This is a genomic window from Paenibacillus sp. NFR01, from assembly GCF_900111565.1.
Taxonomy (GTDB): Bacteria; Bacillota; Bacilli; order Paenibacillales; family Paenibacillaceae; genus Paenibacillus_AQ.
The window spans coordinates 118,682-137,126 of the sequence record NZ_FOIK01000004.1; the positions used below are offsets into that span (position 1 = coordinate 118,682).

At 56.2% G+C, this 18,445-nt stretch carries 15 protein-coding genes; 6 read left to right on the forward strand and 9 right to left on the reverse strand.

Translation table 11 applies throughout. The features are described from left to right. Positions 1–6 precede the first annotated feature (6 nt). Together nifH and nifB are read right to left on the reverse strand one after the other, a co-directional pair. Positions 7–873: a nitrogenase iron protein gene (gene nifH / locus BMW84_RS17790; RefSeq protein ID WP_091070736.1), complete on the reverse strand. Its 867-nt coding sequence runs from the start codon at positions 871–873 to the stop codon at positions 7–9. Between the two features lie 6 nt (positions 874–879). Then, positions 880–2,250 (reverse strand): nitrogenase cofactor biosynthesis protein NifB, encoded by a 1,371-nt coding sequence (gene nifB / locus BMW84_RS17795; RefSeq protein ID WP_091070738.1) that lies wholly within the window; start codon positions 2,248–2,250, stop codon positions 880–882. Positions 2,251–2,796: 546 nt separating this feature from the next. Between nifB and BMW84_RS17800 the strand changes: the two genes are divergently transcribed. Next, positions 2,797–3,624 carry a TerC family protein gene (locus BMW84_RS17800; protein WP_091070739.1) on the forward strand — a complete coding sequence of 276 codons (828 nt, stop codon included), beginning with the start codon at positions 2,797–2,799 and terminating at the stop codon, positions 3,622–3,624. A 222-nt stretch (positions 3,625–3,846) separates the two neighbouring features. After that, the gene (locus BMW84_RS17805) at positions 3,847–4,695 is read left to right on the forward strand and encodes a manganese catalase (protein WP_091070741.1); all 849 of its coding nucleotides are present in this window, start codon (positions 3,847–3,849) and stop codon (positions 4,693–4,695) included. A gap of 77 nt (positions 4,696–4,772) precedes the next feature. Here BMW84_RS17805 and BMW84_RS17810 read toward each other — a convergent pair whose 3' ends face one another. The 4 genes from BMW84_RS17810 to BMW84_RS17825 all read right to left on the reverse strand — a co-directional run bounded on the left by BMW84_RS17810 (position 4,773) and on the right by BMW84_RS17825 (position 9,831). Beyond that, on the reverse strand, positions 4,773–7,145 hold the full coding sequence (locus BMW84_RS17810; RefSeq protein ID WP_175498878.1) for a YcdB/YcdC domain-containing protein: 2,373 nt from the start codon (positions 7,143–7,145) through the stop codon (positions 4,773–4,775). Positions 7,146–7,308: 163 nt separating this feature from the next. Further along, positions 7,309–8,058: an ABC transporter permease gene (locus BMW84_RS17815; RefSeq protein WP_091070744.1), complete on the reverse strand. Its 750-nt coding sequence runs from the start codon at positions 8,056–8,058 to the stop codon at positions 7,309–7,311. Continuing rightward, a complete protein-coding gene (locus tag BMW84_RS17820; RefSeq protein ID WP_091070746.1) occupies positions 8,052–8,831 on the reverse strand; it encodes an ABC transporter ATP-binding protein in 780 nt (259 codons plus the stop codon). The genes BMW84_RS17815 and BMW84_RS17820 overlap by 7 nt, the downstream gene beginning before the upstream one ends. Next, positions 8,812–9,831 carry an ABC transporter substrate-binding protein gene (locus tag BMW84_RS17825; protein WP_091070747.1) on the reverse strand — a complete coding sequence of 340 codons (1,020 nt, stop codon included), beginning with the start codon at positions 9,829–9,831 and terminating at the stop codon, positions 8,812–8,814. The genes BMW84_RS17820 and BMW84_RS17825 overlap by 20 nt, the downstream gene beginning before the upstream one ends. Before the next feature lie 560 nt (positions 9,832–10,391). On the opposite strand from BMW84_RS17825, the gene BMW84_RS17830 reads away from it, so the two are divergent. After that, positions 10,392–10,571 (forward strand): hypothetical protein, encoded by a 180-nt coding sequence (locus tag BMW84_RS17830; protein WP_091070748.1) that lies wholly within the window; start codon positions 10,392–10,394, stop codon positions 10,569–10,571. 100 nt (positions 10,572–10,671) lie between these two features. Here BMW84_RS17830 and BMW84_RS17835 read toward each other — a convergent pair whose 3' ends face one another. From BMW84_RS17835 to BMW84_RS17845, 3 genes are all read right to left on the reverse strand, one after another. Beyond that, positions 10,672–12,441 (reverse strand): hypothetical protein, encoded by a 1,770-nt coding sequence (locus tag BMW84_RS17835; RefSeq protein ID WP_091070750.1) that lies wholly within the window; start codon positions 12,439–12,441, stop codon positions 10,672–10,674. 11 nt (positions 12,442–12,452) lie between these two features. Continuing rightward, a complete protein-coding gene (locus BMW84_RS17840; RefSeq protein WP_091070752.1) occupies positions 12,453–13,541 on the reverse strand; it encodes a hypothetical protein in 1,089 nt (362 codons plus the stop codon). A gap of 199 nt (positions 13,542–13,740) precedes the next feature. Beyond that, on the reverse strand, positions 13,741–13,965 hold the full coding sequence (locus BMW84_RS17845; RefSeq protein ID WP_019908812.1) for a helix-turn-helix domain-containing protein: 225 nt from the start codon (positions 13,963–13,965) through the stop codon (positions 13,741–13,743). 279 nt (positions 13,966–14,244) lie between these two features. On the opposite strand from BMW84_RS17845, the gene efeO reads away from it, so the two are divergent. The 3 genes from efeO to BMW84_RS17860 are packed head-to-tail and all read left to right on the forward strand — an operon-like array spanning position 14,245 to position 18,369. After that, a complete protein-coding gene (gene efeO, locus BMW84_RS17850) occupies positions 14,245–15,162 on the forward strand; it encodes an iron uptake system protein EfeO (RefSeq protein WP_175498880.1) in 918 nt (305 codons plus the stop codon). Positions 15,163–15,168: 6 nt separating this feature from the next. After that, on the forward strand, positions 15,169–16,479 hold the full coding sequence (efeB, locus tag BMW84_RS17855; RefSeq protein WP_091070754.1) for an iron uptake transporter deferrochelatase/peroxidase subunit: 1,311 nt from the start codon (positions 15,169–15,171) through the stop codon (positions 16,477–16,479). A 54-nt stretch (positions 16,480–16,533) separates the two neighbouring features. Next, complete coding sequence (locus BMW84_RS17860) at positions 16,534–18,369, forward strand: FTR1 family iron permease (protein WP_254773035.1); 1,836 nt, start codon at positions 16,534–16,536, stop codon at positions 18,367–18,369. The last annotated feature ends 76 nt before the right edge of the window (positions 18,370–18,445 follow it).

Here is an 18,445-nt window from a genome sequence, read left to right on the forward strand (position 1 = left end):
CCCTCCTTATTGGCCGGCGGCTTTCATTTTGGCGATGGCGGCTTCCTCGTCTTCGATGACGCCAAATTCCATCAGCAGTTCTTCCAGTTCCTCCATGGAGATCGGAGTCGGAATGGTCAGCATTTTATTGTTGAGAATTTTTTCGGCGAGCATTTCGTATTCTTTGGCCTGCTGATGTTCCGGATTGTATTGCGCGACGGTCATCCGCCGCAGCTCGGCATGCTGCACAACGTTGTTCCGCGGCACAAAATGAATCATTTGGGTATTCAGGCGACGGGCCAATTCCGTGATTAACTCATCCTCGCGGTCCGTATTCCGGCTGTTGCAGATCAGGCCGCCCAGCCGTACGCCGCCGCTGTTGGCATATTTCAGAATCCCGCGGGCAATGTTGTTGGCGGCGTACATCGCCATCATTTCACCCGAACAGACGATGTAAATCTCTTGCGCTTTGTTCTCGCGGATCGGCATGGCGAACCCGCCGCATACCACGTCGCCGAGTACGTCGTAGGATACAAAGTCAAGATCCTGATAGGCGCCTTCCTGCTCCAGGAAGTTGATCGCGGTGATAATCCCGCGGCCGGCGCAGCCTACGCCCGGCTCCGGACCGCCGCATTCCACGTTGATAATGTCCCCGAAGCCGGTTTGCAGCACGTCATCCAGCTCCAAATCTTCAACCGAGCCGAGCTCCGCCGCCATGTGAAGCACCGTTTGCTGGGCTTTGGTATTCAGGATCAGCCGGGTAGAGTCCGCTTTAGGGTCACAGCCGACGATCATTACGCGTTGGCCGAATTTCGTTGCCAGCTGAGCCAGGGTGTTTTGCGAAGTGGTCGATTTGCCGATACCGCCTTTACCGTAGAAAGCGATTTGTCTCATCATTCATCATCCCTTCGAAATAGTAATATTTTCAAAATAAGAGCTGTACTTGACGCTTTCGAGAATCGCTTCCGTAATATCGCCTTTGCGGACCAGGGGAAGAACCCCCGCCTTGTTCAGTGCGGCCCGCGGGCCTTCGCCGATGCCGGAGCAGAGCAGGATGCGGCAGTCGCCGAGAATCGAGAGAATCTCCTGCAGCGTCGCCGCTTTGTCGCCGTTGCAGTCGGCTTTTCCATGGCAGTAGGCCTGGATTTTACGCACCCCGACAAGCTGAACCTCCCGGCCGTCGGTATCGTAGATCAGAAATTCCGTCGCATGGCCGAAATGCTGGTTCACCTTGTCGCCGCCGCGGGTGGCAACGGCAATCCGGGTTTTCGGCGCTTCGGCGAGCAGAACCTTTTGCTTCATCCGTTTTGCATCCATGCGCTCACGGATTTTGTCATCGAGGCCGCTTTGAAACTGTGCTCTGGCTTCGGCGTTGATCGCCGGATCCGCCTCCATCCTCTCCAGCGGAAAATCCTGATTGCGGTCCTGGCCCAGCAGCCCGATCGCATCCGCACGGCATTGCCGGCAGTGGCGCATGACTTTCATGCCCTCGCGTCCAAGCTGCTCCTGCAGGTTGTGCAGCTCCTTTGGACGGGGCGCCTTTCGCCCGTCCTTCTCGTACTGGCTTCCCGGCGCGATAATCAGCGGCGTTACGTTGTGCAGCGTGGCTCCGAGCTCTTTTACTCTTTGGGACACGGCCTGCAAGTGATGATCGTTGACCCCCGGAATCATAATCGAATTGACCTTGACGAGAATGCCTTCCTTTGCCAGCAACTCCAGACCGAGAAGCTGGCGCCTGATCAGCAGCTCCGCCGCCTCCAGCCCTTCGTAACGGATGCCTTCATCGACTACCCAGGGATAAATCTCCTGTCCGATCTCCGGATCGATCGCATTGATGGTGATCGTAACATGCCGGATGCCCAGCTCCACGATCTCTTCAATATGGCGAAACAGCGTGAGGCCGTTTGTGCTGAGGCACAAAGCGACATCGGGCACATGCTCTTTTACCCTGGCGAACGTATCGAAGGTCTGCTCCGGATTGGCGAGCGGATCACCCGGACCGGCAATGCCGACGACCGACAGCTGCATCAGCTGCCCGGCGACACCCTTCACTTTGCGCTCTGCCTGCTCTGGCGTCAGCACCTCGCTGACCACGCCCGGCCTGCTCTCATTGACGCAGTCAAACTTCCGGTTGCAGTAGTTGCACTGGATGTTGCAGGCAGGAGCGACCGGAATATGCATCCGGGCAAAATAACGGTGGGCTTCCTCGCTGTAGCAAGGGTGGCGGCTGATCTCCGCCTCGATGTCACTGGATATACACGACGGCTGCATCGTTCCCACCTCCTAAACTGGGGTACCTGATAATCGCAGATCGGCAAGTTTGTGTTATATTTTCTTCCACCAACCTCGCTTGACCTCTTGGATTAGTCTCATCATATTTTCAAAACAGGGGAGCGTCAATGAAGCAGAGCCGTATAAATCGCCTAATTCCTTCAAGTTTGCATTTCCGTCAAATCATATGTGACTTTACCTAACTCGTATGTATCATGTTTCCGTTTCCATTTTCATGTTTTCATTGAGATTTATTCTCATGATAGTTGACAACCGCCTGAAAGTCGGCTAAGATACTTACAAGTTCAATGCTTCTAAAAATTGCATATCCCGTAAAGGGGAGTAGCTGTTAAATAAAGTCGTCAATACGAGAATATGAGAATGTTCTCCGGCTTTATTGGCAATTAACCATTGTTAGCGAGACCTTTACCAACCAGATTAGTCCTTTATCCAAAGGCTGATCTGTTTGGTAAAGGTCTTTTTTGTATACTTTTGGCCAAAATAATGGGGGCAGAGGTAAAAAATACTTTTTAGGAGGAAACGGAAATGGATTGGGGATTATTGCTGGAATACGGGTGGGTGCTCGTCGTGCTGGTTGCGCTGGAAGGATTGCTCGCTGCGGACAATGCGCTCGTGCTGGCCATTATGGTCAAGCATCTGCCGGATGAAGAGCGCAAGAAGGCGCTATTCTATGGCCTTGCAGGGGCATTTATTTTCCGCTTTGGGTCGTTGTTCGTGATCTCGTATCTCGTGGACATTTGGCAGGTACAAGCCATCGGCGCCATCTATCTGCTGTTTATTGCCGGGAATCATATCTTCCGCAAGCTGCTGTTTAAGAAGCCCGTCACAGACGAAGCCGCAGAGAGCGGCAGCGCGGAAGCCGTCGAGAAAAAGAAGTCCAGCTTTTGGCTTACCGTGCTTAAAGTCGAGGTGGCAGACATCGCGTTTGCCGTGGATTCGATTCTCGCCGCGGTAGCACTGGCTGTAGCGCTTCCGGCGAGCGGCATCCCGAACATCGGAGGTCTGGACGGCGGACAATTCCTCGTCATCTTTGCCGGCGGCTTCATCGGACTGGTCATTATGCGTTTTGCCGCTTCCTTTTTCGTCAAGCTGCTGCATTCCCGTCCCGGTCTTGAGATCGCAGCCTTCTTTATCGTCGGCTGGGTCGGCGTGAAGCTGGCGGTCATTACCCTGGCACATCCTTCGCTCGGCGTGCTTTCCGAGCATTTCGCCCACAGCACCTGGTGGAAAGCAACGTTCTACATCGTTCTCGTCATTATCGCCGCAACCGGCTGGTTTATGAGCAGCCATAAGACCGAAGCGCATGAGGGAGAGAATCCGGTGCGGGAAGTCGACAAGCAGCTTGGAAAATAACTGCGGAAGTTGACCTTCACAGCGGATGGCCTTTTATGCCAGAACTTTCTCAGAAAAAGCCTGTTCCCGTTTTTTATGGCGGGGCCAGGCTTTTTTGTCTATGATTCCGCTTGGGTGAAAATCGGTTTTTCAGGCCATGTCCGCCTCCGGAGTGATTGACGAAAAAGCCTCAGGGGTAAGACATAGTGGTAAAATAACCCACGATTTGAGGAGGAGACCTGCATGTTCTTTCACATCAAGGAGCTTCAATTTCGTGCAAAGCCGGAAAAACCCGACCCGGTCTACGCGAGAAAACTTCAAGAGGTGCTCGGCGGGCAATTCGGCGAAATGTCGGTTATGATGCAATACCTATTTCAGGGCTTTAACTGCCGTGCAGAGCAAAAATACCGGGATATGCTGCTCGACATCGGAACCGAGGAAATCGGCCATGTCGAAATGCTATGCACCATGATCGCCCAGCTGCTGGACGGTGCTCCCGCAGACCAGGTTGACGAAGCGGCCAAGGATCCGCTGATCGCCTCTGTGCTTGGAGGTATGAATCCGCAGCATGCGATCGTATCGGGTCTTGGCGCTACGCCTTCCGACAGCAATGGCTTTCCTTGGAGCGGCCGCTACATTGCTTCCAGCGGAAATCTGCTTGCCGACTTCCGGGCCAATCTGAACGCGGAATCCCAAGGGCTGGTTCAGGTAGTCCGGCTCTACGAACAAACGACCGATCCGGGAATTCGCGATATGCTGCACTTTATGATCGCCCGCGATATCATGCACCAGAACCAGTGGATGGCGGCCATCGAGGAGATCGAGGCGCTGGACGGCCGGATTGCCCCGGCTTCGTTTCCGCGCGAATTCACGATTCAGGATGCGACGCGCCAATTCCTGAATTTCTCGGCAGGCGAGGAGAGCAGCCTGGGCCGCTGGGCGGACGGACCGCTTCCTGACGGAACCGGGAATTTTGAATACGTGGCACAGCCTCAGGCCATGGGTGGCATTCCGGTGCTGAACCCTCCGGCCGATCACCAGCATTCAACCCCGGGAACGGGGCCGTACGTTGTGAATAAAGGATTGGATTAATCGCTAAGACCGAATATTCCAGGTGAACTAAAAAGCCTGTATCCGTCCCGAAAGGCGGATACAGGCTTTTGCCTGCATTAATAGCGGTTTGGCGTAAACGACTGATCCGTCTTGCCCTGCAGCTGTACCAGCTTCATCAGCACATCGGCGGCGAGGGCTTTCGTTACCATCTGCTGCGGATTGAATTTTCCGTTATCGGCCTGCAGCAGCCCCAGCTTCACCGCCAGCGCCACGGCGCCTTTGTTGCTGATGGAGGCATTGTCGCTGAAGCCCGCGACCACCGGATCATTCGCAAGCAGCGCGGAGATTTTGCTGTATTTCAGGAAAGCGGCAAGCTGAACGGCAAGGCCTTCGCGGGTCAGCTTCTCTTCCGGCTTGACTACCGCGTCTTTCGCGATCCACCCGTATTCAAGCGCAAAGCTGATGACATTGTAATAGGAACTGTCCGGCTTTACCCCGGCAACCGGCTGCTGGTTGGCGGTTCCGACGCTGCCGCCCGAATAATAAGGAGTGGAAGCTTTGACCAGATAAGAATACCAATCGCCCAGCGTAATCTCCTGTTCCGGGTTGATTTTCCCATCCTTATCCGTAGAGAATACACCGTAGTTCAGCAATTCGTTGAACTGCTGCTCCTGCGGATGGCCTTTGATGTCGACGGCAGGAGGCGAGCTATCCGCCGGGTTGGCGTACCCGGTATACAGGGACACCCACTTGCCGGTAGCGGCATCGAGAACCTGCGTCAAAATCGCTTCCTGCCCATCGGACGGATGAGGACTGTACGCCAGCTTGATTTGCGGCTGGACATATTCGCCGGACGTATAGTAGCCCCCCAGCGAAATGTATTCCAGCGTCAATTTGTATTTATCCAGGTAGCTTTGCTTCGCAGCCGCTTCCGAGATCGCCGGAGCCGGTTTGTCTTTCAACGCATCGAGGCTTCCCAGGGAATAATTCGTATACGTCTTCACCCGACCGTAGCTGTCGATAGTCAGCGCGATGCTGCCGTCCAGCACGGGAATTCCCTGATACTGGCGGACAAATTCGTAGCGGTAACCTTGCCCGCCGGACAATACGCTCCATGTCCCCCCGTGCTCTGCCAGCAGCAAGGAATCCGCAGCTTTATTGTACAGCCGGTTGATCAGCGCAATCGCCTTTTGCTTCGCTTCCGCCTGGGTCAGCTTTTTCCCGCCCGCCGGAGCCGGAAGCACAGGTTTATTCTCTGCGGTCATGTACTGTTCCAGCTGAATTTGCTTGATCTCCCCGGTTGAGGCATCGATTTCGGCGTAGGTGCGGCTTGGCGCGCCGCTGACGAAGCTGTCCTCTGCCTGCCAGGCGAGCTGCCAGGTTTTGCTGTCCTGGTCCGGTTGTCCGCCCAGTGTCTGGTTCAGCAGCTTGCGGCCGGCAGGAATCGTAAAGACCTGCTGCAGCTGCTTGGCGGCTTCCTCCGCGGTCAGCTCCTTGCCGGACGCACGCGGCGTAAAGCGCTCCTTCGTCGATGGTACCTTCTCGTACGTCAGAGAAGTCGCTTCGCGTCCTTCGTAATCGATTAGCTTGCCGGTTTGGGCATCCACCAGATACTGCACGCTGGCTTGCGGCTGCCAGCTCAATACCCAGTGGTCAAAGGTGTTATTGTTATAAACCGGGGCATAATACAGGCCGACTTTAAAGCGGTTATTATAGGTTTTCTCTGCCGCTGCAAGCGAAATGGCCGGTTTGGCCGAAGGATACTCCAGTCCGCTGTAACTTTTCGAGAACTGGGACACCTCTCCGTTGCCGTCAAGCGTGATGTACACGGATTCCGTCGCTGCAGGCAGGCCATTCTTGGAGATTTGGAAAATAAAATTATACTGAACCGGACCAAACAGCACGCTCGTTGCCCTCGCATATGTACTGTTCTGCTCTTTCAGTTCGGAGCCTTTTAGCGAAGGAGCGGCCTTGGCGATGAATGCCTTGGCTTTGGCCAGCGCTTCATCGCGCGTCAGCTTAGGCGGATAATAACCTCCCTCCGTGTTCAGCGGAGACGAGAGATACACACTCAGCACATCGCCGCTGATCGCGTCCACCCGGCTGGAAAAGCCGAAGGACGAACTGCCGATCTGAACATTCCACTGGATATCCCAAACCAGCTGGTTGTTGTTCTGCGGATAACTGCCGTCGTTATTGGTGAGCCGGGTGCCCGAAACATTGGCATCCTTAAGCGTAGGAAACAGTGCCTTCAGCGTCGCCACCGCTTGCTCGGACGTAACCTTGGCTTTCGACGCATCGGGCGCTGCCGCCGCTTTGGCGGAAATGCCCTCTCCTGCGGCGATCTGCATTTGCTGTACGGCAACATCCCCCGCTGCGGCAATGCCTCCCGGCAAAGCCAGGGCGAGTCCGACGGTGCCTGTCAAAACGATCTTGGCCGCGCGCCGGCTCAGGAACGGGCCGCGATTGTTTGTGCTGCGTTTGCTCAATTTGTCCATCCTCCCATTTTTTTCTATATGACTCTCTTATTATAGATACACATACTTATTTTTTCCATATTTTATTTACGACAGGAAATTCCGACGAAAAGTGATCCCACGCAAAAAAACCGCCTTTCCCGAAGGAAAGCGCGGTTTCGATCCCATGCAGCGTCTAGCGCCGCCACTTCATAAACTTGTAGTCCAGCAGATCTACGATCAGGAACAACGCAAAGCCGACCAGGCTGAACAGCAGAATGCCGGCGTACATTTCCGGATAATCGAGCCGCAGCCACGCATCCATGATAAAGTAGCCCATCCCGTGCTCCGTCCCGTAAATCTCCGTGAAAAAGAGCACCGATATCGCCGTTCCGAGCGAAATGCGGATCGTGCTGAGAATGACCGACAGGGCGCCGGGCAGCGTAACGTTCCAGAACTTCTGCGCCGTCGTTGCACCGATGCTGCTCAGCACATCATAGGTGCTGCCGGGAATCGCCTTGACCCCGTCGCGCACCGAGATGATGATCTGAAACAGCAGGATCAGCATGATCATCAGCACCTTGGACGTCTCGCCGAGCCCGAAGAACAGCATAACAACCGGGAGCAAGGCGATTTTCGGCACCGGATAGGTCAAGTAAACCACCGGGTCCAGCACCCGGTTCCAGAACGGCGAGCGTCCCATCAGGAGACCGATCAAGAGGCCGATGAACAGCGCGAGCAGCACGCCTTCCAGTACGCGCATCAGGCTATAACCGACGTTCAGTGCCACATCCCGGGCGCCCAGATGGAACATCGCGTCATAAACCGCGCCGGGGCTGGGCAGAATCGGGTGATTCATCAGCAGATAGCCGATATACCAAAGTACATTCATGATCAGAAAAATAAACAATAACCGCAGTACATGCTTCAGCCGCTCGTTCACCATAACTCCTGCATTACCTTTCTGATCGCCTTGGATTGTTCGAAAAATGCTGCGCTCTCCCGCTTCGCCTCATGCGCCATCGCAAAAACGCCGCCATTGTCCAGCAGCACCGGAGCGCTGTCCTTGTCCGCAGGCATAATGACGATTTGCTGGCCCAGCAAAATTGCTTCCTCCACGTCATGGGTAACGAACAGCGCCGTCGCCGGATGCTCGCGCCAGTTGTCGAGGAACAGCCGCTGCAGCGATTCGCGCGTCATCGCGTCGAGCGCGCTGAACGGCTCGTCCAGCAGCAGGAGCGCCGGCTCGATGGCAAAGGCCCGGGCGATCGCCACCCGCTGCTGCTGGCCGCCGCTGAGCGACAGCGGATAACGGTCCGCCAGCCCGGCGATACCCATGGCTTCCAGCCAGCGGACGATCCGCGCTTCGCGCTCCGCCTTGCCGCCGCCCGGCGCGGTAATCTTCATCGCGATGCGGATATTCTCGCGGACGGTCTTCCATGGCAGAAGGCCGTAGTTCTGCGGCACAAGCCCGACCAGCGTGCCTTTGCCGTGCACGGATTCGCCGTTATAGAGCAGTTCGCCCTCATATCCGGGCAGGAGGCCGGCAATCGCCCGCAGCAGCGTCGACTTGCCGCTGCCCGACGGCCCGATGACCGTATAGATGCCGTGCTCCGGCAGCGTCAGGTTCAAGCGGCTGAACACCGGCAGCCCCTTGGCATATTCAGCTTGAAGCCCGTTTATCGTTAATCCCGTTTGACTAATTCTTAAACTGGACATCGGAGATCACTTCTTCGCCCGATATAGTTTTGGTCAAAAGCCCTTTTTCGCGTGCCCAGGCAAATGCCTGCTCGACTTGCGCCACATCCACTTGCGTCGCATGCTCGTAAGCCGGAACCTTGATTTCGTCCTTCATTTCTTCCGGATAGCCGACTTCCTTGACGATGGTGTCGATGTATTCGGATTGGTCATGCGATTTCATGTAATCCACCGCTTCGTCATACGCCGCGTACATGTCGCGGATAGCTTGTCCCTTGGCGTCGATTGCGCTTTGCGGGAACGCCAGCACGAACGGATTGATGCCCGCCGACGTCGTCGAGCTGAGCACGCGCAGTCCGGAAGCCGCGCCCATGGTTACGAAAGGCTCCGGCAGGACGGCCGCATCGGCTTTTTTATTTTTCAAAAGCTCGAGACGGGTCGGGATCTGCGGCACTTCCGTTACGGTGATGTCGTCTTCCGAGAGGCCGGCCTGCTTCAGCAGTGTCGCCATCGTGTACTGGGTCGAAGTGTTTTTGGACAGGATCACGGTTTTGCCCTTCAGATCCTTCACGTCCTGAACCTCGTCATTGCCGGTCAGAAGATCGAATTCGCCGGTGGTCGTGCTGGTGATTTTCACATCTTGTCCAGCCTCGTTGTAGATCGAAATCGCCACAAGGTCGGCGCTGATGCCGTCCACTTTGCCCGCTTGGAAAGCCACGTCGCGGTCTTTGGCGCTTTTGAACGTCTGGATGTCCAAGTTGACGGCATGCTCCTTATCGAAGCCTTGCTCATGGGCAATAATGAACGGGATCGCGTCGATCGAAGGCAGCAGGCCCAGCGACAGCGTTGTGGTCTCTTTCGGCGCATCCGTCGCTGCGGCGTTCGTGCCGGCGGCCGCATTGCCGGAACCGGCGTTATCCGCCGCATTATTGTTGTTGCTTCCGCAGCCGGCCATCGCCAGACCAAAGGTCAGCGCCAGCGTGAGCAGCAGTATCGGATGTTTGCGTGTTGTTTTCTTCATGAATCGGTAAGCCTCCATCTCCTGAGTCGGTATCATTTCTCTGATTGTCCGGACCTTCACGCATGCGCAATATTTCACAATAGACCGGACGACTATCCCCCCGTTTGATGTGAAGCGCAATGAAAGCCTGGGCCACAGATGCCATTTTACACCTATCATCCTATTTTGTATATTTATAAATTGAAATAATAGGGAGAGAGAACAGGCAGGCGTGCTGCAAGGATGGGAGCGGGGAGCGCGGCGGTTGCATCACTGAACGGCGTGGTGGTGTAATTTAACGGCACTTTTGCCGTTATTGGCGGCAAACGCGGCGCGGAGGCAGTCGGCGAATCCCAATCTCCTCTCAAATAGAAGTGTCACAAAACATAACATCATTTGTCCTTGGTACGCGGACACTTCTCTTTTCAATACGCACAAATCCTTAGTTTACCGCAGATTTTACAAAAATAATGTCTTCCGTTGACGGACTTAGGCTTTTCTTTTTCTGAAGATATGCTATAATGAAAGCGTAAACAAAATAAAGAAAAGAAATGCTTCATCTCCAAAGGAGGATGGAATACATGCTTGCAACACTGAAAGAAATCAAACAATGGGTAAGCGACAAATGGCAGCCTAACATGGGCGAAGAGGATTACCGCAAGATGGAATACAGCGTTGAACGCCATCTGCATACGCCGCCGGCACGCAGCCCGCTCACATATGAAGAAGAGGCACGGATCAAGACCGTCATCTACCACTAATCCACAAAGCAAAGACCGCCCGAAACGGACGCAAGCAGCGCTCCGAACGAACGGTCTTTTTATTTTTGCGCAAAAACAAGACTTCTTCCCTCGGTTCGGACTACAGAGTCTCAACTTTACATTCCGTCATCTGCATCGGCTCGTCCAGCGAGACACGCATGACCGGCGCATCATAACCTTGGCCGCGTTTAAAATACAGCCAGTTGCCGGTTACCTGGAACGGGTGAATGGAATGGTATTTCTCCGGGTCTTTAAAGAGCCGCTTCTTTCCATACCAGGCGTAACCGCAATGATCACCCATTTGCACGCGTTCCTTGCTGTCCAATTCCAGCTTGTACAGGGGATACGGATGGTTTTCTTCCGCATAAAACAGGCTGCCGTTATGAAGAATCCCCTTTCCAGTGACTTTGGCTAATGTTTCACATTCCGGAGCAGATGAATTCAAGTCCATTCGGTCCAACGTACATTGATTCCACGATTGCCGCAGCAGCAGAACCTTGCCATCCTCCAAGACCCACTCAATCTCTCCGCCAAACCCGAACCAGCCTAATGGGCCCCCCATGTACCGGGAATATTCCTCGTCATCGGCAAAATCCTCGCATTCTTTGGTGATCTTGCATACCCTGTTGACAGTTTCATCAGAGAGATCATACCGGTAAAGATAATGCGAAGAATTCACGTCATCCGCAGGCTGGGCATCATAGGCCGGAATGAAAAAGACGGAAGTGCCTGTGAACAGCCATTTCGCGGTTTCAACATCCAGTTGCCTCCGATGCAGGCTTTCCTTCTGGCCCAAGCGGACATAACATAGGGCGGTGCTCTCATTGCTGCGAAGGTCGTACACATTTAAAGCACGGGTTTCATCGGTTTCGTAGCAAATCCAATGACCCTTAACCTGAAAATGACGGATCTTACAGGCAAGCAGCTTCTTCTCTTTATGCGTATCCAAATCCAAAGTGAAAAGAGCTTCCGAGCGGGAATCGTAATAAAACAATTGATCTTTGAGAGCTTGAACATCTCTTTTCAGATTGCTGAAATAGACATCGCTTTTGATCAAGACGTCCTTGCCGTGCGCTTTATGGATTTTGCGCAGCCCGTTATTCTCATAAACGAGGTAATGCCCGGTTTCAATATAAGCGTTCACATTTACGAGATCCGCACAGAGCCCGGAAATTTCCGTCTTCTGCTCCCAAAACGCGGCATCCTTCACGCCCTCAGCCTCTCCTCCGGTTTCAATAAAATCCAGTCCCTCTTCCGCCGCATAACGTCTGTATTTCTCGGCAAGGCCTGAAGGCCCCATCGCCTGGGAGCTCAGCGTGATGTATGCCATGATCTGGTCCAATTCATCCCTGCGGATCGAAAAACATGCCAATTCAGCTTCATAATCTGCGATAAATTCAAAGCTGCTTCGTTCAAGAAATTTATACTCCAGTACGAAATGCAGCGCTTGCTTTTGCAGGGCCCTGCTGTCAATCCGCTCTACGCTTTTCAGAGAGAGCCCGCTGGACGGATAAAGAATTCCAAGATACTGCAGCACACTGGAAAAATAAGCTTGCTGGAGCGCACTCGGCTCTTCCGTAGCCGCCGCGACCGACAATAAAATGCCGGCCAGAAGCTCCTTTTGAATAACATCGCATTTTTCCACTGCCGCATGCATGTCCAATCCGTAGCGTTCCCGGCTTTGTTCAGCCAGCAGCGCTTCATGGGCTTCGGCAATCGTAATCATGTCTTCCTGCAAGCCGGCGATTTGCTCCAAATCCGAACTTAATCGCGCTCCCACGCGATCGATGGCTTCTCCCTGCGTCCGGAACTTCTCTTCGAACATTGCTGCTGCTGCTTTCATGCCATCTTTATGTGAATTTGCGGTCATTGGTACTCCCCCTAAAAATCATATTCATCGCCTTGTACGGTCCTGTTGAATTCATGGTGCAAAAACTCCCGTTTGATGCGCTGGATAAAATGATAGTCGCTGATGATCCGGTACAGCGTCACCAGCAGCCCCCCTGCATCCAAAGCTTTAAGATTCTTGGTCACTGCAACGTAAATCACATTGCTTGTCGTGGCCAAAAGATTGGAGTAGCTCAGAATTTTCCGGGTTCGGACTTCGTATAATTCGGCAGACCCGTGTTTTGTCTCATCATAAAGAAATTTGTGGATCAGTGAAATGATTGTATTGATTAGCGTCGACATGACGGCGCCGCGGGTGATGCTGTAAGCATCAATATTGTATTTCTGGATTAAATCCTTAGCCCAATCATTATGTATGCTGCTGATCAACGGGACGGGCAAGCCCTGCTTTGTAAAATAATCCGCCCCGAAATGAATGGCCTGCTTGGCCACAGCGGCGGGCAGGGTATAAGAATTTGCCTGCGCTTGTTCTATCGCGCCCTGGACCGCTCCTGCCGTTCCGCCCGGATAAAAACCGCTGATCTGCATGTGCGCCACGCTGTATGTAGACACAAAATCGCTTTTCGTCAAGGAGTCGGTCAGGATGTTCACAGGTCCAAAAAACCAGCCCAATACCGGATCATGGCCAAGCGTCCGGAACCGGTGAGTCGAACCGCCAATCCCCGTAGAAACCTCTCTGAAATCCGGAGCCCTCTGTACGGCATCGTAAGGAACACTGCCCATCAGAATGTCATGCCAATGTTTGGGAGTTATTTTTTTGATCGGATCTTTCACCACACGGTCACCTTGCTCAGCTTTAACCCGGAACGAATCATTGGTGAACACGTACTGCCGGATGCACTGGAGCGCGGTTGCCAAAAACAAAAAGGATATATCCGTTTTGCCCAGCCTGGTTTTATCGGCAAACGCTTGATCAATCTCCGAAAGAATACTGCCGGCGTTGCCCGCCACATCGGCTACCCGTTTGGATTCGGCGGAAATGGAACCCAGCCGCTGAATGTTATTTTCCACGGACCGGCGGGATTCGCGGGCTCTTTTTCTCAAATCGTCATACTTGTCCATGTAACCTCCACCCTGGTACCCAGCCGGGTATTTGCGGAACATCCGCATCAGGAATATTGTACCATGAGGTTAGGGCATAGAAATAGAATGTACCACCTGCAAGTTTGGTTCTCTGAGGGCACCAGGCCCGCGCAACAAAAAACCTCCTCTCGCCTGGCGGCTCAAGAAGGTTCACCCATGGTCTTTCAAGACACGGCAGCTATATTTTCAGCTCCCCAAGCTTGATCAGCTCGACAACCGCTTGTGAACGGCCTTTAACATTTAATTTCTGCATAACGTTTGAGATGTGGTTTCTGACCGTTTTTTCACTGATGAACAGCAGGCCGGCGATGTCGCGGGTCGTTTTGTCCTGCACAAGTAGCTCAAAAACTTCGCGCTCACGATGCGTCAACAGAAATTTGCTGTGATGTTCGTTCCCCTTCATATGGTGTCACCCCTCCTTGCTCGGGTTTGTTTGGTATAACAAGGTAAAGGGATACAGTCAAATCATACTATGTATAACAGCTGTCATTGGTGCTGTCGCATTCCCAAAATGGGCGATGGCGGAGGGGCGAGCCGGGAGTGGAACAGCTGCCGGGTTACGAAGGCATTATGAGAAAAATCACACTTTTTAATTGACAGCCCACGGCAGGGGCTTTATGATAATCCCATATATTGATAACGATTATCATTTGCACAAATACATACAAAGGAGTGTTGATGCGTGAAATTCAGTTCTGCCCTTCCTGCCGGCATGCTGGCAGCCACCCTGCTGTTTGCCGGCTGTTCCGCCAACAACGGTAATAACACGGAGAATAACACTTCATCAGCAGCGGCTAACAACGGCGGAATCACGGATTCCGGAGTCGCTTCCGTAAATTCCGCCAACGATGCCGGGGGAGCCGGCTCGCCTGCCGCCGATTTCACCTCCGCCGTGGATGCCTACCGGACTTACGTCATCGAGCAGTGCGACCAGTTCGTCAAACAGACGGAAAGCTTTACCTCCGCGGTTAAAGCCGGCAAGATCGATGAAGCTAAAGCGCTGTATGCCCCGGCCCGCATGTTCTATGAACGGATCGAGCCGATTGCCGAAGCGCTGGGCGATCTGGACCCGAACATCGATGCCCGGGAGAATGACGTCGATCCTGCCGATTGGCGCGGCTTCCACAAGCTGGAGCAGGCGTTATGGGAAAAAGGCAGCACCGACGGCACGGCAGAAACGGCCGACCAGCTGCTGAGTGATGCGCAATTGCTGCGGGCCAAAGTGGAGACGGTCGAAATCGACGCCAGCCTGCTCGTGACCGGCGCGGTTGAACTGCTCAACGAGGTCTCCTCGTCGAAGGTTACCGGGGAAGAAGAACGGTATTCCCACACGGATCTGTATGATTTTGTTGCCAACGTGGAAGGCGCGCAAAAGATCTACGAGCTCCTCCAACCGGAGCTTGCCAAAAAAGATCCGCAGCTTGAGCAAACCATCGGCGAACGGTTCGATGCGCTGCTGGCCGAGCTGGCCCCGTTCAAATCCGGAGACGGTTACGTCTCCTACGAGACGCTGAAGGAAGACGAAGTGCGGAAGCTCAGTCAGAATCTCGACGCGCTCGCCGAGCCGCTGTCTAATATGGGAACGATTCTGGGAGTGTGAGCGAAAATGCAAAAACGCAATAAACCATCGGCTTCCCCTGACGCAGCCGGGAAGCCGGAAGAACTGCTCGACCGCAAACTAAGCCGCCGCGATATGCTGCGGCTTACCGGCGTCGGCGGCCTCGGCCTTCTGCTCGGCGGCACCGGCGCGGGCAGCCTGATTGCCGCCCGTGCTCCCAAGCCGGTTGCCCCCGCAGCCTCCGGGGCATCGGTCGACCGCATCCCTTTTTATGGAGCGCATCAGGCGGGCATTATTACGCCCGCGCAAAATTTCATATGCTTTGCCGCGTTTGATTTGACGGCGGCCGGGTTGCCTGCTGTCCAGAAGCTGATGAAGGATTGGACGGCGGCGGCAGCGGTGATGACATCGGGGCAAATGGTAGGAGAAGTCAACGATAATCCTAACCTCCCGCCTTCCGATACGGGCGAAGCCGACGGGCTTACGCCTTCGCGCTGCACCATCACATTCGGCGCCGGTCCCTCTTTCTTTGACAACCGCTTCGGCCTGGCCGCCAAGCGGCCTGCGGCGTTTGCGGATCTGCCTGTTTTTCCCGGCGACAGCCTGAAGCCGGAATGGTGCGGGGGCGACCTGTGCGTGCAGGCCTGCGCCGATGATATGCAGGTGGCGTTCCACGCCATCCGCAACCTGGCGCGGATTGCCCGCGGCACCGCCGTGCTGCGCTGGACGCAGGAAGGCTTTCAGCGCAGCGGCGCCGCCGATCCGAAAGGCGCGACGCCGCGCAATCTGCTCGGCTTCAAGGACGGCACCGGCAATCCCGACGTCAACGATGCCGCGCTGATGCGGGAGGTCGTCTGGTGCGGCGGCGAAAGCCCGGCCTGGATGAACGGCGGCTCGTATATGGCCGTGCGCCGCGTGCGGATGCGCATCGAAGTCTGGGACCGCTCAACGCTGAGCGATCAGGAGGCAACGTTCGGCCGGCACCGGCAAACCGGCGCTCCGCTTGGCGCCAGGGACGAATTCGCCGATCTGGACCTGAAGGCTACGGATGCCGCCGGCAAGCCGCTCATCCCGCCCGACTCCCATTCGGCCCTCGCCCACGGCGACGGCAGCATTCAAATTCTCCGCCGCTCCTATTCGTACTCCAGCGGCATGGACTTGACGACGGGGCAGCTCGATGCGGGGTTGCTGTTTATCAGCTTTCAGAAGGATATAATGAAGCAATTTGTCAGCATCCAGCGGCGGCTCGCCCAGAACGACCGCCTGAATGAGTATACGGTTCATGTCGGCAGCGCCGTGTTTGCGTGTTTTCCCGGCGTCCGCGAGGGCGGATATATCGGCCAGGATCTGCTGGGGTGACCGGAGGAACGTTCCGCCTTATAGGTGGCGACGCTAAATAAGGGGGAATGAGCTTTGAATTCGCTATTACATAAAATGAAAAACGCCGCGGGCGGCGCGATTCTGGCGGGGGCCCTTCTCGCGGGCGCCCTGCTGCTGCCGCTGCCGGTGCATGCGGCAGCGGGAGGTCCGGCGGCGGAAGACAGCCGGCTGGAGAAGCTGCTGCCGCCCGTCGGCAGCGCGCTCGTCGAAGCCGGCCAGGGCCGCTGGGATGCGGCCGCCGCCGATGTGGAGGCGTTTGCGGCGCTGTGGCATGCCGCAAACGCGGAGCCGGACCCGGCGCTGACGGGTCCGGCCGAAGCCGTGGACGCCGCGCTGACGGACGCGGCGTCGGCTCTTGCGGCGGGCGGCGGCGAGCCCGCCCGCACCGCGCTGTCCACGCTGGCCCGCAGCGTGGACGCGTATGTCACCGCCGCCGAAGACGGCAGCGGTGACGGGGGCGCCGCCGGGCGCGAAGCGGCGGCGGGGCTCTTGCCCGCGGCGCAGGAAGCGCGGGACGCGGCGCAGCGCGGCGATTGGCCGGCGGCAGCGGCGGCGTACCAGACCGTCACCGACGGCTGGAAGCCCGCGGAGCGCGGCATCCGAGGCGACAATCCGGCGGTCTACGGCCGGCTGGAGCTGGAGATGAGCCTGCTGCGGATCGCGCTGCAGGCAGAGCCCCTGCGCGAAGCCGACGCGCAGCAGCACGCGCAGGCGCTGTATACGCTGCTGGCGGATTACAGCAGCGGCAAAGCGGCGGCGGCTGAGGATACCGCCGCCGGAGATGGATCGATCGAGGGCCTGATCGGTTACCTCGATCAGGCTTCCGCCGCCGTGGCCGCCGGCGACAGCGCCGGGGCGGCTACGCTGATCGAACAGTTTATCGCCGCCTGGCCGGCGGCCGAAGGCAAAGTGCAGATCGCCGCGCCGAAGGTCTACGCTAGCATCGAAAACGACAGCGCCGCCGTGGCCGGCGATCTGCTCTCCGACCCGCCAAAGCTGGAGCGGGCATCAGGGACCATCGACCGGATGAGAGCGGACCTGACTCCGCTGGCGGGCGAAACGCGTTATCACGCCTGGGATGCGGCAGCCATTCTGCTGCGCGAAGGGCTGGAAGCGCTGCTCGTACTGGCCGCGCTGCTGGCTTACGTGAAACGCGGAGCATCCGCCCAGGCGGGACGCTGGATCTGGGGCGGGGCGGCCGCGGGCCTGGTAACCAGCCTCGGACTTGCAGCGGTTCTGACTTACGCCATCGCCCGGGCGGCCTCCGGAGGCACGCGCGAGCTGATCGAAGGCATAACGGGACTGTTCGCCGTCGCGATGATGTTGACGATCGGGCGGTGGCTGCACGGTAAATCCAGCGCGGAGGCGTGGAACCGGTATGTCGGCCGTCAGGTGGACGGCGCGCTGGCCCGGGGAAATCTGTGGTCGCTTTCGCTCGTTGCCGGACTCGCCGTCCTGCGCGAAGGCGCGGAGACAACGATCTTCTATGCGGGCATGGCCCCGTCCATCGCGCCGGCTCAGCTTCTGCTGGGCATCGGCGCAGCGTTGGCGCTGCTGGCGCTGCTCGGGTACGCGATGATTGCGCTCAGCGCCAGATTGCCGGTCGCCGCCTTTTTCCGTACGGCCACGCTGCTGATTTATTACCTGGTCTTCCGCTTTCTCGGCGAAAGCATCCATGCGCTGCAAGTGGCGGGCCAACTGCCGGCACATACCGAACCGGGGCTGCCGGCTGTCGGTTGGCTTGGACTTTACCCCACCTGGGAGACTGCACTTCCGCAACTAGTGGTACTGCTGTACATCGGATGGGAGATGCTGTGGCGCAGCAAGCCTTCCCGCAATTCTGTCCCGGCTGCAGGGGAACCGCAATGAACAGGCGAAATCACGCAGGGATGGACGGACGGAGACAAGGCCGGGTGGCATGTGAAAAATATGCGGATGTGCGGTA

Bases quoted from the DNA above. Each gene is read 5' to 3' on its own strand.
- BMW84_RS17830 (WP_091070748.1), top strand. From the start codon at position 10,392: ATGCTTGCAACACTGAAAGAAATCAAACAATGGGTAAGCGACAAATGG.
- BMW84_RS17840 (WP_091070752.1), bottom strand. From the start codon at position 13,541: ATGGACAAGTATGACGATTTGAGAAAAAGAGCCCGCGAATCCCGCCGG.
- BMW84_RS17800 (WP_091070739.1), top strand. From the start codon at position 2,797: ATGGATTGGGGATTATTGCTGGAATACGGGTGGGTGCTCGTCGTGCTG.
- BMW84_RS17820 (WP_091070746.1), bottom strand. From the start codon at position 8,831: ATGTCCAGTTTAAGAATTAGTCAAACGGGATTAACGATAAACGGGCTT.
- BMW84_RS17845 (WP_019908812.1), bottom strand. From the start codon at position 13,965: ATGAAGGGGAACGAACATCACAGCAAATTTCTGTTGACGCATCGTGAG.
- BMW84_RS17825 (WP_091070747.1), bottom strand. From the start codon at position 9,831: ATGAAGAAAACAACACGCAAACATCCGATACTGCTGCTCACGCTGGCG.
- BMW84_RS17835 (WP_091070750.1), bottom strand. From the start codon at position 12,441: ATGACCGCAAATTCACATAAAGATGGCATGAAAGCAGCAGCAGCAATG.
- efeB (WP_091070754.1), top strand. From the start codon at position 15,169: ATGCAAAAACGCAATAAACCATCGGCTTCCCCTGACGCAGCCGGGAAG.
- BMW84_RS17815 (WP_091070744.1), bottom strand. From the start codon at position 8,058: ATGGTGAACGAGCGGCTGAAGCATGTACTGCGGTTATTGTTTATTTTT.
- nifH (WP_091070736.1), bottom strand. From the start codon at position 873: ATGAGACAAATCGCTTTCTACGGTAAAGGCGGTATCGGCAAATCGACC.
- BMW84_RS17805 (WP_091070741.1), top strand. From the start codon at position 3,847: ATGTTCTTTCACATCAAGGAGCTTCAATTTCGTGCAAAGCCGGAAAAA.
- nifB (WP_091070738.1), bottom strand. From the start codon at position 2,250: ATGCAGCCGTCGTGTATATCCAGTGACATCGAGGCGGAGATCAGCCGC.